Genomic DNA, 13,813 nt, shown 5'->3' on the forward strand with positions numbered 1-13,813 from the left:
CGATCTTCCGGATATTCTTGACTCAGGAACCGCCATGTCCAGCCTGTTTCCCGCTGCCCGTCCACGCCGTCTGCGCAGCAACGAAAACTTCCGCTCGCTGTTTCAGGAAAGCGAATTCACCCTCAATGATCTGGTGCTGCCGATCTTCGTCGAAGAAGAAATCGACGACTTCGTGCCGATCAACAGCATGCCCGGCGTGCAGCGCATTCCCGAGTCGAAGCTGGCGCAGGAGGTTGAGCGTTACGCCCGGGCCGGCATCAAGTCGGTCATGACTTTCGGCGTCTCCCACCACCTGGACGCTACCGGCAGCGACACCTGGCAGGAAAACGGTCTGGTCTCGCGGATCTCGCGGACCATCAAATCCGCCGTGCCGGAAATGATCGTGATGTCCGACACCTGCTTCTGCGAGTACACCGACCACGGCCATTGCGGCGTGATGCACGGCGGCCATGTCGACAACGACGCGACCATTGAAAACCTTGGCAAGCAGGCGGTGATGGCGGCCCATGCCGGCGCTGACGTGATTGCCCCGTCGGCGGCGATGGACGGCCAGGTGAAGGCGATTCGTGCCGCCCTCGACGCCGCCGGTTTCACCCAGACGCCGATCATGGCCTATTCGACAAAGTTCGCCTCGGCGCTGTACGGTCCGTTCCGCGAAGCCGGCGGCTCGGCGCTCAAGGGCGACCGTAAAACCTACCAGATGAACCCGATGAACCGCCGCGAAGCCCTGCGCGAATCGCTGCTGGACGAGGCCGAAGGCGCCGATGCGCTGATGGTCAAGCCGGCCGGCGCGTACCTGGACATCATCCGCGACATCCGCGAAGCCTCGAATCTGCCGCTGGCGGCGTATCAGGTCAGCGGCGAGTACGCGATGATCAAGTTCGGCGCCCAGGCCGGGGCCATCGACGAACACCGCGTCGTGCGCGAAACCCTCGGCGCGATCAAGCGCGCGGGTGCGGATTTGATCTTCACGTACTTCGCGATGGACCTGGCGCTCAGCGGGATCTGATTTCGATGTGCAGAAGATGATGCTGGGGGCCGCGTGCTCCCGGCGTCACGCCGCCGTTCTGTCCGACACCTCAGGCTGCACATGCGCCGCCTGCCAGGCATCCAGCCCACCGATGAGCGCCTTGCCCCGGGTCAGGCCGTGGGCGTGGAGCTTTTCCGCAAGCAATGCCGCCGACAGCTCATTCGGGCAGGCGCAATAGAACACCATGTCGACATCCCCCAGGCGCTCGATCCACGGGGCTATCGGCTCCTCGAGACTGATCGACACCGCCCCCGGAATGCCTTCGATAACGGCGGCATGGAAACTCGGTCGCACGTCGATGACCACCGGCGCATCGTCGGTGTCGCGCAGGGCCAGCAGCTCGGGAACGGTGATGCGCGGCACTCGCGCCGTGCGCGTTTTGAGCCGGCGCCGCTTGAAGTACTTCCAGCCAATGAACAGCCCCAGCACCGCCAGCACGCTGACGATAGCGATCGGTATGTAACCGCTCAACCAGTCGAGCATCGGGATCAGCGCGTCACTGAAGAGCATGCCCAGCAGCAGCGCCGAGCCCGCCCAGATAAACGAACCGGCCAGGGAATAGCGCACGAACACCCAGACCGGCGTGGCGTTCATGCCGGCCACGGTGGTGACCAGCGCACCAGCGCCGGGAAGAAATTTCGACAGCAGCATCGCTCGTGGACCGACGCGCTCATAGACGGTCAACCCCTGACGAACGCAGGAGTCCTGAGAGAGAGAAATCTTGCAGATGGTTTTCAGCAGCACGCCGCCATAACGCTTGCCGGCCCAGTACCACAGCCCATCGGCAATCAGGCAGGCGACCATCGCCACCAGCACCCCGGCGCCCAGCAGTGGCTTGCTCTGCATGGCCAGCGCCCCGGTGACGATCAGCGTCGGGTACGCCGGCACCGGCAAGCCGATCTGCTCCAGCAGCACGTTGACGAACACCAGCAACAGCCCGTGGCTTTCATTCAGCTGCTGCAGTTCGTTCATGGCGTTGCCTGTTTGGAAGGTTCAGGGAGCGAAAAAGGGCAGGCCGTAACGTCGCCTGAACCGCCCGTTTGTGTCAACGCTGAATGTCTTGGGCCGAGGACGCTTCATAGGCCGCGTCGATGGCCGCGATTGCCATGGCTGATTTCCGTCCCTCGGTCGTCGCCACTAGAATCGACCCCTCAGCAATCAACAGACCTTAGGGAGCAATTCATGGCTATTGAAATCGGAATCAACGAGCAGGACCGTGCAGAGATCGTTGAAGGACTGTCGCGACTGCTTTCCGATACCTACGTGCTGTACCTGAAAACCCACAACTTTCACTGGAACGTCACCGGCCCGATGTTCCGCACGCTGCACCTGCTGTTCGAAGAGCAATACACCGAACTGGCGACGGCGGTGGACTCCATTGCCGAGCGCATCCGCGCCCTGGGCTTCCCGGCGCCGGGCACTTATTCCACCTATGCGCGGTTGTCGTCGATCAAGGAAGAGCCGGGCGTGCCCGCTGCGACCGACATGATCCAGCAACTGGTCGAAGGGCAGGAGGCAGTGGTACGCACCGCGCGCGAACTCTTCCCGCTGCTGGAGAAAGTCAGTGACGAGCCCACTGCCGACCTGCTGACCCAGCGCATGCAAGTCCACGAAAAAGCGGCGTGGATGCTCCGCTCGCTGCTGGAAGGTGACGGGTTCGTTGCCTGAAAGCCAATTCAATGTAGGACCGGCTTCAGCCGGGAAGGCGTCAGGCGTGACACCGAAAATCTTATGGTGTACATACTGGCCTCTTCCCGGCTAAAGCCGGTCCCACTGAATTTGCCGTTCACCTAGCGCTTCTGCAACCACCCCAGAAAATTATTCTTCTTGATCACCACCGGCTTACGCATCAGCACATGCTGGGTGCCTTGCTGACGCACTGCTTGCAGTTTGTTCAACGCCGTCACGATTTCAACCCGCTGTTCCATAGCCTGCCGCGTGGCGGCTTTGTCGATGCGGTAAACCACGCAGGAGGTGAGGGCGGTGAAGCGCGCTTGCGAAGGCGTATCGGCCAGCACACTCTGCTCACCCATCACTTCGCCCGGGCCCATGCGCCCGGCTTCCACCATCTCATTCCCGTCCTTGACGCTCGCCGACACCACGCCCGTGGCAATCACCAGCAAGCCATCGGTGACCTCATCGACCTCGATAATCGTCTGCCCGGCCGTGTACTCCCGCGCGACCATGCTCTGGGCCAGCTGATTTTTCTCCTCGGCGGTGCTGGTGCGGAACACCTTGACCTCGTCCAGCAGCGCCCGGGGCCGGGACATCGCTTCGGCAGTGGTTTCCGATTGCCAGGCGATACCCGCGGCTTCCAGATGCCGATAAGCCAGATCGAACAGCAGATTGCGCACGTCGCTCTTGTTGTTCAGGTCGCTGATGAAACCGGTGATCACGTATTCGATGGTGGTCGGGCTGGTTTCCTTGACCACCGCGCGAGGCTTGGGCGTCTGCAGCAATGCACTGCAACCCTGCAGCGCGCGCTCCAGGGCATCGAGCACCCGGCGCGGGCGAATGTGCGGCGACATCATGATGTTGATCGACACGCCATGAATATGGACCGGTCGGCTCAAATTGACGATCTTGGCCTTGGCCGCCACGGAGTTGGGGATGACAACCATGGTGCCGACGCCCGTCAGCAGGTGCGTGGCGCGCCAGTCGATGTCCATGACTTTGCCTTCCATGCCGTCGATGGAGATCGAATCGTCGACCTGATAGGGCTTGGTGGTGTTGAGGATGATCCCCGAGAACACGTCGCTCAGCGTGCTCTGCAGGGCCAGGCCGACGATGATCGCCATCGCGCCGGACGTCGCCAGCAAGCCCTTGACCGGCAGCTGTAGCACATAGCCCGCTGCCGCCACGATGGCGATGAGGAAAATCACCGCACCGATGACTTCCTGCAACAGCCGACCGCTGTGTCCCACGCGACTGGTCAGCGCCAGCCCGAGGACCACGGTGAGGGTGCGTGCCGCGTACAGCCACCAGACGATCGCCAGCGCGGTGGCGCCGAATTGCAGGGCGCTGTCGTCAGGCCAGGCTGGCGCTTCCAGCGGGCTCACGCCGGCGTTGATGATCACCAGGCTGTAGGCGACGAATGCCGCCAGCCGCGTGGCGATGCGCGCCAGCCGGTTGCGGTCGGCCAGCAAGTGCCAGGCCAGCGCGTCAGCGATCAGCAGGAGCAGGCTCCACGCCAGCGAGTAATGGGGAACGACGGTCGACATGGGAGTTATCCGCAGGAAAAGTGCCGGGCTGAAGTGCAGCGGCCAAGTGCAGGGCAGGACCGACCCGCGCGAAGGCGCGCGCGCAATGTAGGCACCGCTCTGATCGATGTCTATAACCGATGGGGCTTGGTGATCCTGCCAAGAAACACATGGCTTCCAGCACATTGCTTCAAGACCATTGCCCCTGAGCCGCGCAGTATCGGACGTCTCACGTTCTCCGATTCGAGGCATCCCCATGCGCGCATCCGTTCTTCCACTCGCCCGTTCCGTCGCTCTGGCGGGCTCCGTCGCTCTCGCAGTCGCTTTGTGCTCCGGCGTCGCCCTGGCTCAGGCGCCCGCCCAGCCGAAGACCCAGGTGCCGGGGTATTTCCGGCTGGCCGTCGGCGACTATGAAGTCACGGCACTGTTTGACGGCTACAACGACCTGTCGCCCAAGCTGCTCAAAGGCATGAAGCCCGACGCCATCCGCGCCTTGCTGGCCCGCCGCGCCATCGAAACACCGGGCATGCAGACGGCGTTCAACGCCTTTCTGGTCAACACCGGCGAGCACCTGATCCTTGTCGACACCGGCGCAGGCCAGTGCATCGGCGAGACGGCCGGCATGCTCTCGCAGAACATCAAGGCCGCCGGGTATCAGCCGGATCAGGTCGACACCGTGCTGCTCACGCACATGCACCTCGATCACGTCTGCGGCCTGGTCGACGCCGGCAAAAAGCCCGTGTTTGCCAACGCCACGGTCTATGCCGCCAAACCCGAAGCGGATTACTGGCTCGACCCGACCGCCATTGGCCGCGTGCCGGAACAGGCCAGGGCCTACTTCAAGATCGCCCAGGATTCCACCGCACCCTACGTCGCCGCTGGCCGGTTCAAGACCTTCACCCCAGGCCAGTCGCCGGTGCCGGAAGTCAGCACGGCGCTGGAAGCGGGGCATACGCCAGGCAGCACCACGTATCAGTTCAGCTCCAAAGGCCAGACCATCCTGTTCATCGGTGACCTGATCCACAGCCTCGCCGTGCAGTTCGATCACCCGGACGTCAGCATCGCCTTCGACGAGAACAGCCAGAAAGCCATCGCCAGCCGCGATCAGGTGTTCACTCAAGCGGCCAGCAAGAAGATCTGGGTCGCCGCCGCACACCTGCCATTCCCCGGCACCGGCCACATCGTCGCCATCGACAAACACTTCCAGTGGGTGCCGGTCGAGTACGGCCCGTATCAACGCGCGGCCCATGTGCCGTTGCTGGAATAGCTCGACGATCCAATAAAAACGCCCCGGTCTAAAAGCCGGGGTGTTTTTTTATCGCGTGTTTTCGTCGAGGCCAGGCATCGGCCACTGCGCGCAACCCTCCTGTTCAGTCATCACCGCTTGCAGCTTGCAGCTTGCCGCTTGCCGCTTGCCGCTTGCCGCCTAACCCCACGGACACTATCCCTACAGCTAATATCGGTGTCTGGTTTTAACTGGTTAGATGAGCGCTTGTTAAAAATGGATAGCTGCGCTGAACGTCTCCGGGATTCAAGCCCGCCCGGACGATGGTCAGCGAATCAGGGCCTGCGACTCCACTTCCAAGGACAGCATGAAATGATAAGTCTCGGTCAGACGATGATTTCCCGCGAGCACAGAGACGTGTTCAAGGACGGCGTCGCCATGCGCATTGGCACCCGCGCCTTCGACATACTCGACCTGTTGCTGCGTCATCAAGGTCAGTTGGTCAGCAAGGAACTGATCCTTCAGAGTGTCTGGCCGGACACCGTGGTTGAAGAGAACAACCTGCAAGTGCATATCTCCGCGTTGCGCAAGGCGCTGGGCACCGACCGCGAGCAGATCCGCACCGTGCCCGGCCGCGGTTACGTGCTGCTGGGCGGGGATGGCGCACAGACCGACACCCGCACCTCGGTCGTGCTTCAGGGCGTCAGCTGTCATCACCCACTGCCCGCCCGCGTCGCCTTGCTCGGGCGTCAGGCATTGCTGGATGAAGTGAGCAACACACTGGCGGAAGGCTGCGCGCTGGTCACGCTGATCGGCCCGGGCGGCGTCGGCAAGACCGCGCTGGCCGCCGAGTTGGGTCAGACGCTGCTGGAAGCCGGCACCACCCCCGTGTACTTCGTGCCGCTGGCGCAACTGCAATGCGCCGAACTGCTGCTGGAAGCGTTTTCCAGCGCGGTCGGCGTGGACTGCAGCGGCGGCGACCCGGATTTGCAAGGGCTGATCCGCTATCTGCAGCAACAGCCGGGCCTGATCATTCTGGACAACTGCGAGCATCTGGTCGAAAGCGTCGCCAGCCTGCTGGAAGTCATCCTGCGTGGCGCGCCGGCGGTCCGCGCGATTGCCACCAGCCGCGAGCCGTTGCGTATTGCCGGCGAGCGCAGCCTGCAAGTGCCGCCCCTTGATATTCCCGACCTGAACGCCTCCCCGGACACCATTCTGCGCAGTGCGTCGGCGCAGTTGTTCCTGCGCCAATGGCGTGCGCTGGACAGCCATCTGGCGGCTGACGGCAACGCCGAGCTGGACGACTACAGCGTCGAGCTGGTGGGGGAAATCTGCCGTCGCCTCGACGGTATGCCGCTGGCACTGGAAATGGCCGCCGCCCGGGCCTGCGCGCTGGGGCTGTATCAACTGGTGGCGAGCCTGGACGGCAGCCTGCACCTGCTCTCGGCGTCGTTGCGCACTGCGCCGCCGCGTCAGCAAACGCTGCAGGCTTCCCTGGCCTGGAGCCTGCGTTTGCTCGGTCGCGAAGAGCGCACCGTGCTGCGGCGGCTGGCCGAGCTGGACGGTCGCTTCACCCTGGAACGTGCCTGCGATGCCTTGCAGCGCACCCGCTTGCCGCGCGCCTGCGTCATGGACTGCATCGTGCGGCTGGCGACCAAGTCGTTGCTGATGGTCAGCGCCCAGGGGCCATTCCGTTTCTACCGGATGCTCGGCACAACCCGCGCCTGCCTGCTGACGGCCAGCGCTCAGGACACCGTGACGCCGGAGCTGAGCGTGCCGCGCGTACAGGATTGCGACGCACCTTCGGCGCTGGCGACCTTGCAAAGCATCAGGGCTGTGCCGGCCGGGCCCGACGGGTATCATGCGCGGCATCAGAGAGCACTGGCCGTTGGCAGTTGATGCAACCCTTTATGAGCCCGTCATGACTGTGAATCCCAAGGTCTATGTGGTGGACGATGACGCCGCCATCCGCACCTCTTTGCAGCGACTGTTGCATTCGGCGGACATCGTCTGCGAGGTGTTCGACAGCGCTCAGGCGTTTCTCGCCCAGCCCCTGAGCCAAGGCCCCCTCTGCCTGCTGCTGGACGTCAATCTGGCCCAGGGCACCGGCTTCGATCTGCAGCAGACCTTGCTGGATCGTGGCCAGACCTTTCCGATCATTTTCATGACCGGCTACGGCACCATCGCCATGTCCGTGCGCGCCATCAAGGCCGGCGCCCGCGAGTTCCTGACTAAACCCTTCGAGCCGGAGCAATTGCTGGATCTGGTGCGCGAAGCACTGACCAGCGACGCGACGAGCCTGGACGAGCGCTGCCTGACCGCAGGCGTCAAAGCGCGTTTCGCCAGCCTCACCCCGAGGGAACGGCAGGTCATGGCGCTGCTGATCACCGGCAAGATGAATAAACAGATTGCAGTGGAACTGGGCACCAGCGAAGTCACCGCCAAGGTCCACAAAAGGCACGTTTTGACCAAAATGAATGCGCGAAATGTGATCGAGCTGCTGAAGATGAGTGACCGGCTGGGCTGTCACGTGAACTGACCCCGGCGCATATGCGTTGTTTTTGTAGGACTGGCTTTAGCCGGGAAGAGGCCGGATTGAGCAACCTTTGACTGGCGGTGTGACGTCCGACGCCTTCCCGGCTGAAGCCGGTCCTACAGGGATCTGCGTTGTATTTGTAGGACCGGCTTCAGCCGGGAATGGCCGGGACGGTGCCAGCAGCGGGATTCCAATAAAGGGGCTTCATGAGCACCATTTTCAACGGGCCTTACACAGCGATCTCCAGCGCCGGGGCATTCGGGCCTCAGTGGCTGGAGCAGCTCGTCTGGCAGTTGCTGTTTGTCGATGGAGAACTCGCTCATTACCGGGTCACGCTGACGCAGGAAGATCGCCACTGGCGCATCGTCCGTCCCGCACCCGGCGCCTCGATTGCTGCGGTCCGCCGTCTTGAACACGAATTCTCACTGGCCCCCTGGCTGATGCCCCAATGGGCCGTGCAACCGGTGGCGTTGCTGTCGGGGCCGGACGGCACGCTGCTGGTGCTGGAGGATGCCAGCGGCGTGTCGTTGCATGATCAACCCGACGCGCCGCTGTCCATCGAGGGCTTTTTGCAGCGGGCCATCGCTGCCGCTGCCGCCGTAACGGGCGCTCACCAGGCAGGCCTGCTGCACCGCGATATCAAACCGTGCAACCTGATCGAAAGTGCCGAAGGTGGGGTGCGGCTCAGCGGTTTCGGCTTGAGTGTGGATGTGCAGTCGGCGCCGCAACTGCCGATGTCCGACACGCTTTGCGGCTCGCTCGGCTACATGGCCCCAGAACAGTCGCGCCGGGTGCAGCGTCAGGCCGACCCACGCAGCGACCTCTATTCGCTGGGCATGACGTTTTATGAATGGCTGGCCGGGCGATTGCCGTTCGAGGCCGCCGATGCAGTGGAGTGGGTGTATTGCCATGTCGCGCGCATCCCGCTGCCGCTGAGCCAGCACCGTGGTGACATCCCCGGGCCGCTGGCCGATCTTGTGCATCGGTTGATCGCTAAAAACCCGGATGACCGTTATCAAAGTGCCGCCGCGCTGCATCAGGCGCTAAGCGAGATGCACCAGCAGTGGCAGCAATTCCGGGACATTCCGGATCTGCAGTCCGACCTGCCAGACGGACGACATGGCGCGTCTGCCATCCCGCTCGGTCCGGGTCCGAACCTTGCGCCGGGGCTGGAGAACCTGTCGTCCCCGCGCACATCGATCACCCTGGCCGGACGCGATGCCCTCGACCTGTCCTCCGTCATGAAATCCGCCCACGCCCTGCGCGACGAAAGCGAGCAGGCCCGCCTTATCGAGACCCTCCTGCGCAACACCATCGTTCACGCCGGTGCGCAACGGGCCTTGCTGTTGCTGGTGAAAGACGAGGCACCGGTGATTTGCGCAACCGGCCAGAGCGGCAACGACGGCTTGCGCATCGAGCTGACGGACACGGTCCCCGACAAACACCACCTGCCGCTGTCGATCCTGTACCGGGTGATGCGCACCCGCCAGCGCCTGGTGCTGGACGACGTCTGCGCCGATGCCTATTTCGGTGCCGACGAATACCTGCGTCAGCATCCGGTGCGCTCGGCGTTGTGCGTGCCGCTGGTCAAACAGGGCGGGGTGCTCGGCGTGCTGTACCTGGAAAACAACCTGGCGCCGGGCGTGTTCACGGTCTGTCGCACCGAAGTGCTGGAGCTGCTCGCCAGCCAGGCGGCCATTTCCCTGGAAACCGCGCGCCTGCACCAGGCCCTGGAGCAGGAAAACGCGCGGCGTCGGGATGTGGAAATCGCCCTGCGCGGCGCCCGGGCCCGTCTGGCCAGCGTGGCCCACGCCACGGTGATGGGTGAACTGGCGGCGTCCATTGCCCACGAAATCAACCAGCCGCTGGCGTCGATGGTGTCCAACGCTGCCGCCGGGATCCGCTGGCTCAATCGCGAAAACCCGCAGGTGGACGAAGCCTTGTCGGGCCTGCGAGACATCGTGGCCGAAGGCCGGCGTGCCGGGGAAATCGTCAACGCGTTGCAGAGCCTGGCGCGGCAGGGGCCCCATCACCGGCGCAAGCTGCTGGTCAACGACGTGATTCGTCATGTGGTGGCGGTGACCGGCATCGAGGTCGAGCAACAGCGGGTCTTGATGACAACCCACCTGACCTGTTCACCGTTGCGGGTCTGCGCCTCCAGCGTGCAATTGCAGCAAGTGGTGCTGAACCTGATCCTCAATGCGCTGGACGCGATGAGCGCCGGGGATCACGTGCTGCGGCGGCTGTCGATCACCAGTGAAGTGGTGGGTCGCGATTACGTGGTGGTCAGCGTTGAAGACAGCGGGCGCGGGATCGACCCGGTGGACCTGCATCAGCTGTTCAACGCGTTTTTCACCACCAAGGACAAAGGCATGGGCATGGGGCTGGCGATCTGTCAGTCGATCATCAGTGCCCACGGCGGCCACCTCTACGCCATGCCGGCGCGCTACGGCGGTGCGACCTTCGTGTTTACCTTGCCCATCGCCGCGTAACGCCGACGGCTCATCGAGATGCACCCAGTCAATCGCATGGCTCAATCTTAAAGCCCCATCTCATAGCTCAGTACGGCCACGTCGAGGCCAGCAGACGTTCGCAGAAGCCGCCCGCGTTCAGGCGATGGGCATGAAACGCCAGCACGTCGGCGTTGGTCGTGCCCAGGGTCGTCTGCGGTCGATGCACCTGACCCAATGCCATCACATGCAGAAACTTGAATTTGAACCCCGGTTCGCGGGGGTACGCGCTCAACACCCGTGCCTGTGCGGCAGGGCTGAAGCACCGGCAATGGGCGCCGGTCAGGTCGGTTTCGACGCCGGCGCAGAGCAGGGCGGTCAACGGCGGCTTGTGCTGCGGGATGCCCGGCGTGGTGTGCAGCGCGATGGCGTCCCAGACCTGGGCGATGTCATCCCACGAGCGCCCGTGCCCGCGCAGGAACTGGGCGGCGGCATTGGCGCTGTCGACCTCGAACCGTAGTTGCGACCGGGCGTACAGCCGGGTAATGCCGATGCGCAAAAACAGGGCGGCGGTGTACAGCAGATCGGCATCGACACGCAGCCCGCGACTGTGCCCCAGCAGGCTGGCAAAGACGAATGTGCGCCAGGCCGCGTTCAGCAGCAGATCAGACTGGTGATCGCGCATCAGGTCGGTCGCCGCGCGGGCCATCGCGCCGTCGGGAATCACAATGCCAGCCACGTATCGGGTGGTCACATGCCGTCCCTCGCAGCAAACCGAACCGTTGGAGTGAACAGGGTAGTGTGCAGGCCAAGTGCCGTCCTTGGTGCGGTCTTAAATGTTCTGAAGCGTGGCTCGGCGCACCGCAGCGATGCACGTCGTCGTACGACTTTTCAGAACGTTTAATACCCCGAGAAGGACTTTAAGAACGGCGCTGTAGACACTTCACTCACCGCCAACTGTGAAGCTGGAGTGCCTGGCATGACTGCATTCAACCCCTCGCTGAACCCTGAATCCGTTCTCGAACGCGTCGCCCTGTCGCCGTGGCAGGAGCGCCTGGCCAAGGACTTGATGTCCAGCCAGATGGACAAGGGCCTGTCCATTGCCCGCATTGCCGCCGAATGTTCGCTGTCACGCAGTCATTTCTCCCGCGCATTCAAGAAGAACACCGGTCTCTCGCCCCGCGACTGGTTTTTGCAGATGCGCCTGGACAAGGCCCGGGCCTTGCTTGGCGAATCAGTGCTGACCATCTCCCAGATCAGCCTGGATTGTGGTTTCGCCGATCAGTCCCATTTCACCCGGGTGTTCACCCGCGTGGTGGGGCTGACCCCGTTCAGCTGGCGTCGGACCATGACCTTGTTGCCCACCAAGGGGTGCGTGGTGCAGAGCGTGCATGCCTGTTGAGGACGGCTATCCTTCCATTTGCATTGGGCGGGTGGCAGCACCGATGTTCAAGACACCCCCTCGGCGCCTGTGTATACCTGCGCCGGTCTGGCATCGTCAGGCCTCCCGACAACGCCTACTCCGGAATCCCTGAATGAACCGCAACGACCTGCGCCGCGTCGACATGAACCTGCTGGTGATCTTCGAAGCGCTGATGTTCGAGCGCAACCTGACGCGGGTGGCGGAGAAGCTGTTCATGGGCCAACCGGCGATCAGTGCGGCACTGGCGCGGCTGCGCGACCTGTTCGACGACCCTCTGCTGCTGCGGAACGGTCGCGCCATGGAACCGACCGCCCGGGCGCTGGCGATTCTCAAAGAACTGCAGCCAGCCCTGGACACCATTTCCGGCGCCGTGAGCCGGGCCAAGGAGTTCGATCCGGCGACCAGCTGCGACATCTTCCGCATCGGCTTGTCGGACGACGCCGAATTCGGCCTGTTCCCGCCCTTGCTCAACCGCCTGCGTGAAGAAGCGCCGGGCATTATTGTCGTTGTGCGCCGCGCCAATTTCCTGCTGATGCCGGCGCTGCTGGCGTCGGGGGAGATTTCCGTGGGCATCAGCTACACCACCGAACTGCCGGCCAACGCCAAGCGCAAGAAACTGCGGGACATCGGCGTGAAGGTCCTGCGCGGCGACAAACGCCCCGAGCCGTTGACGCTGGACGAGTTCTGCCAGCGGCCGCACACCATGGTGTCGTTCTCTGGCGATCTAAGCGGCAACATCGATATCGATCTGGCGAAAGTCGGGCGGGCGAGAAGGGTGGTGGTGGCGGTGCCGCAGTTCAGCGGTTTGCGGGCGTTGCTGGCCGGCACCGAGTTGATCGCGACCGTCCCCGATTACGCGGCCTGCGCGTTGATCGAAGGCTGCGCGTTGCGCGCGGAAGATCCGCCATTCCCGATCGCGCCGGCGGAGTTGTCGATGGTCTGGGCGGGTGTTCACGATAACGATCCGGCTGAGCGGTGGTTGCGTTCGCGGATTACCGAGTTCATGTCTCAGGAGACGCGGCCTTTGCCGTAGTTCAAGGTCTTTAAGATCAAGATCAAGATCAAGATCAAGATCAAGATCTTTAAGATCAAGGGCGTCTGCCTGGGGGCAGACTGTTTCGCCTTCGGCGAGTTACTTGATAAAGCCCCAAGTAACCAAGGGCTTGTGCTCCTGGTTGGGCCCTTCCTTCGTCAGGGTTCCTTCACTCCGGTCTCGCTCCGTGGGCCCGCCGCCATCCGCCATCCATGGCGGCGGGCGGCTCTCGCGGCATCCATGCCGCTCGGCCCACTGCGCGAGACCTGCGTTCAGCCTGCACCCAAGTCGCGATTGGCGTTGAATGGACATCTTGTGTTTGAAGATCAAAAGCAACGGCAAGAGCAAAAGCAAAAGCAAAAGCAAAAGCAAAAGCAAAAGCAAAAGCAAAAGCAAAAGCAAAAGCAAAAGCAAAAGCAAAAGCAAAAGCAAAAGCAAAAGCAAAAGCTTCCCGGCTGAAGCCGGTCCTACAGTCGGAGGCGATTCCACAGGGTGTACGCGATGCTTTTAGTGGGACCGGCTTTAGCCGGGAAGACGCCAGCCCAGGCGCCAACAATTTTGCTGATCTCACACCCATCCTGTGGGAGCGAGCTTGCTCGCGAATGCTCTATCAAAAACACCAGATATCCGGTGGATGTACCGACCGCTTCGTGAGCAAGCTCACTCCCACAAGTCCTTAGCGCTTGACCCGCCCTTGATCTGCTTTTGATCTTCAGACACAAAAATCCCAGACGACGCCAATCGCGACTTTGGTGCAGGCTGAACGGAGGTCTTGTGGAGTGGGCCGAGCGGCATGGATGCCGCGAGAGCCGCCCCCCGCCATGGATGGCGGATGGCGGCGGGCCCACGGAGCGAGACCGGAGTGAAGGAACCCTGAGGAACGAAGGGCCAAACCGAGAGCAAGCACCCTTGGTTA

Annotated in this window: 12 protein-coding genes; 9 read left to right on the top strand and 3 right to left on the bottom strand. The window is 63.0% G+C overall.

Going from position 1 to position 13,813, the window contains the following annotated elements:
- The first annotated feature begins 34 nt into the window (after positions 1 to 34).
- Positions 35 to 1,009, top strand: coding sequence for a porphobilinogen synthase (gene hemB / locus ABEH28_RS10840; protein WP_346629906.1), 975 nt, complete (start codon positions 35 to 37; stop codon positions 1,007 to 1,009).
- A gap of 45 nt (positions 1,010 to 1,054) precedes the next feature.
- Here hemB and ABEH28_RS10845 read toward each other — a convergent pair whose 3' ends face one another.
- Positions 1,055 to 2,002, bottom strand: a complete 948-nt coding sequence (locus ABEH28_RS10845; RefSeq protein WP_346629907.1) for a VTT domain-containing protein — start codon at positions 2,000 to 2,002, stop codon at positions 1,055 to 1,057.
- Positions 2,003 to 2,212: 210 nt separating this feature from the next.
- Here ABEH28_RS10845 and ABEH28_RS10850 point away from each other — a divergent pair, with 210 nt between their 5' ends.
- Positions 2,213 to 2,698 carry a Dps family protein gene (locus ABEH28_RS10850; protein WP_282369874.1) on the top strand — a complete coding sequence of 162 codons (486 nt, stop codon included), beginning with the start codon at positions 2,213 to 2,215 and terminating at the stop codon, positions 2,696 to 2,698.
- Between the two features lie 122 nt (positions 2,699 to 2,820).
- On the opposite strand, the gene ABEH28_RS10855 is transcribed toward ABEH28_RS10850, so the two are convergent.
- On the bottom strand, positions 2,821 to 4,251 hold the full coding sequence (locus tag ABEH28_RS10855) for a mechanosensitive ion channel family protein (RefSeq protein ID WP_346629908.1): 1,431 nt from the start codon (positions 4,249 to 4,251) through the stop codon (positions 2,821 to 2,823).
- A gap of 235 nt (positions 4,252 to 4,486) precedes the next feature.
- Here ABEH28_RS10855 and ABEH28_RS10860 point away from each other — a divergent pair, with 235 nt between their 5' ends.
- The 4 genes from ABEH28_RS10860 to ABEH28_RS10875 all read left to right on the top strand — a co-directional run bounded on the left by ABEH28_RS10860 (position 4,487) and on the right by ABEH28_RS10875 (position 10,483).
- Positions 4,487 to 5,497 carry an MBL fold metallo-hydrolase gene (locus ABEH28_RS10860; RefSeq protein ID WP_346629909.1) on the top strand — a complete coding sequence of 337 codons (1,011 nt, stop codon included), beginning with the start codon at positions 4,487 to 4,489 and terminating at the stop codon, positions 5,495 to 5,497.
- A 330-nt stretch (positions 5,498 to 5,827) separates the two neighbouring features.
- Positions 5,828 to 7,354 carry a winged helix-turn-helix domain-containing protein gene (locus ABEH28_RS10865; protein ID WP_282369869.1) on the top strand — a complete coding sequence of 509 codons (1,527 nt, stop codon included), beginning with the start codon at positions 5,828 to 5,830 and terminating at the stop codon, positions 7,352 to 7,354.
- Between the two features lie 22 nt (positions 7,355 to 7,376).
- Positions 7,377 to 7,994 carry a response regulator gene (locus tag ABEH28_RS10870; protein ID WP_282369867.1) on the top strand — a complete coding sequence of 206 codons (618 nt, stop codon included), beginning with the start codon at positions 7,377 to 7,379 and terminating at the stop codon, positions 7,992 to 7,994.
- A gap of 203 nt (positions 7,995 to 8,197) precedes the next feature.
- Positions 8,198 to 10,483 carry an ATP-binding protein gene (locus ABEH28_RS10875; RefSeq protein WP_346629910.1) on the top strand — a complete coding sequence of 762 codons (2,286 nt, stop codon included), beginning with the start codon at positions 8,198 to 8,200 and terminating at the stop codon, positions 10,481 to 10,483.
- A 67-nt stretch (positions 10,484 to 10,550) separates the two neighbouring features.
- Here the strand turns inward: ABEH28_RS10875 and ABEH28_RS10880 are convergent, their stop codons facing one another.
- A complete protein-coding gene (locus tag ABEH28_RS10880) occupies positions 10,551 to 11,195 on the bottom strand; it encodes a phosphohydrolase (protein ID WP_346629911.1) in 645 nt (214 codons plus the stop codon).
- A gap of 225 nt (positions 11,196 to 11,420) precedes the next feature.
- On the opposite strand from ABEH28_RS10880, the gene ABEH28_RS10885 reads away from it, so the two are divergent.
- The 3 genes from ABEH28_RS10885 (at position 11,421) to ABEH28_RS10895 (ending at position 13,356) form a co-directional block, all read left to right on the top strand.
- Positions 11,421 to 11,843: an AraC family transcriptional regulator gene (locus ABEH28_RS10885; RefSeq protein WP_346629912.1), complete on the top strand. Its 423-nt coding sequence runs from the start codon at positions 11,421 to 11,423 to the stop codon at positions 11,841 to 11,843.
- A 133-nt stretch (positions 11,844 to 11,976) separates the two neighbouring features.
- A complete protein-coding gene (locus tag ABEH28_RS10890; protein WP_133771037.1) occupies positions 11,977 to 12,897 on the top strand; it encodes a LysR family transcriptional regulator in 921 nt (306 codons plus the stop codon).
- A 315-nt stretch (positions 12,898 to 13,212) separates the two neighbouring features.
- Positions 13,213 to 13,356, top strand: coding sequence for a hypothetical protein (locus tag ABEH28_RS10895; protein WP_346629913.1), 144 nt, complete (start codon positions 13,213 to 13,215; stop codon positions 13,354 to 13,356).
- Positions 13,357 to 13,813: the final 457 nt, after the last annotated feature.

Source organism: Pseudomonas sp. Ps21-P2, from assembly GCF_039672565.1.
Classification (GTDB): domain Bacteria; phylum Pseudomonadota; class Gammaproteobacteria; order Pseudomonadales; family Pseudomonadaceae; genus Aquipseudomonas.

Bases quoted from the DNA above. Each gene is read 5' to 3' on its own strand.
- hemB (WP_346629906.1), top strand. From the start codon at position 35: ATGTCCAGCCTGTTTCCCGCTGCCCGTCCACGCCGTCTGCGCAGCAAC.
- ABEH28_RS10845 (WP_346629907.1), bottom strand. From the start codon at position 2,002: ATGAACGAACTGCAGCAGCTGAATGAAAGCCACGGGCTGTTGCTGGTG.
- ABEH28_RS10850 (WP_282369874.1), top strand. From the start codon at position 2,213: ATGGCTATTGAAATCGGAATCAACGAGCAGGACCGTGCAGAGATCGTT.
- ABEH28_RS10855 (WP_346629908.1), bottom strand. From the start codon at position 4,251: ATGTCGACCGTCGTTCCCCATTACTCGCTGGCGTGGAGCCTGCTCCTG.
- ABEH28_RS10860 (WP_346629909.1), top strand. From the start codon at position 4,487: ATGCGCGCATCCGTTCTTCCACTCGCCCGTTCCGTCGCTCTGGCGGGC.
- ABEH28_RS10865 (WP_282369869.1), top strand. From the start codon at position 5,828: ATGATAAGTCTCGGTCAGACGATGATTTCCCGCGAGCACAGAGACGTG.
- ABEH28_RS10870 (WP_282369867.1), top strand. From the start codon at position 7,377: ATGACTGTGAATCCCAAGGTCTATGTGGTGGACGATGACGCCGCCATC.
- ABEH28_RS10875 (WP_346629910.1), top strand. From the start codon at position 8,198: ATGAGCACCATTTTCAACGGGCCTTACACAGCGATCTCCAGCGCCGGG.
- ABEH28_RS10885 (WP_346629912.1), top strand. From the start codon at position 11,421: ATGACTGCATTCAACCCCTCGCTGAACCCTGAATCCGTTCTCGAACGC.
- ABEH28_RS10890 (WP_133771037.1), top strand. From the start codon at position 11,977: ATGAACCGCAACGACCTGCGCCGCGTCGACATGAACCTGCTGGTGATC.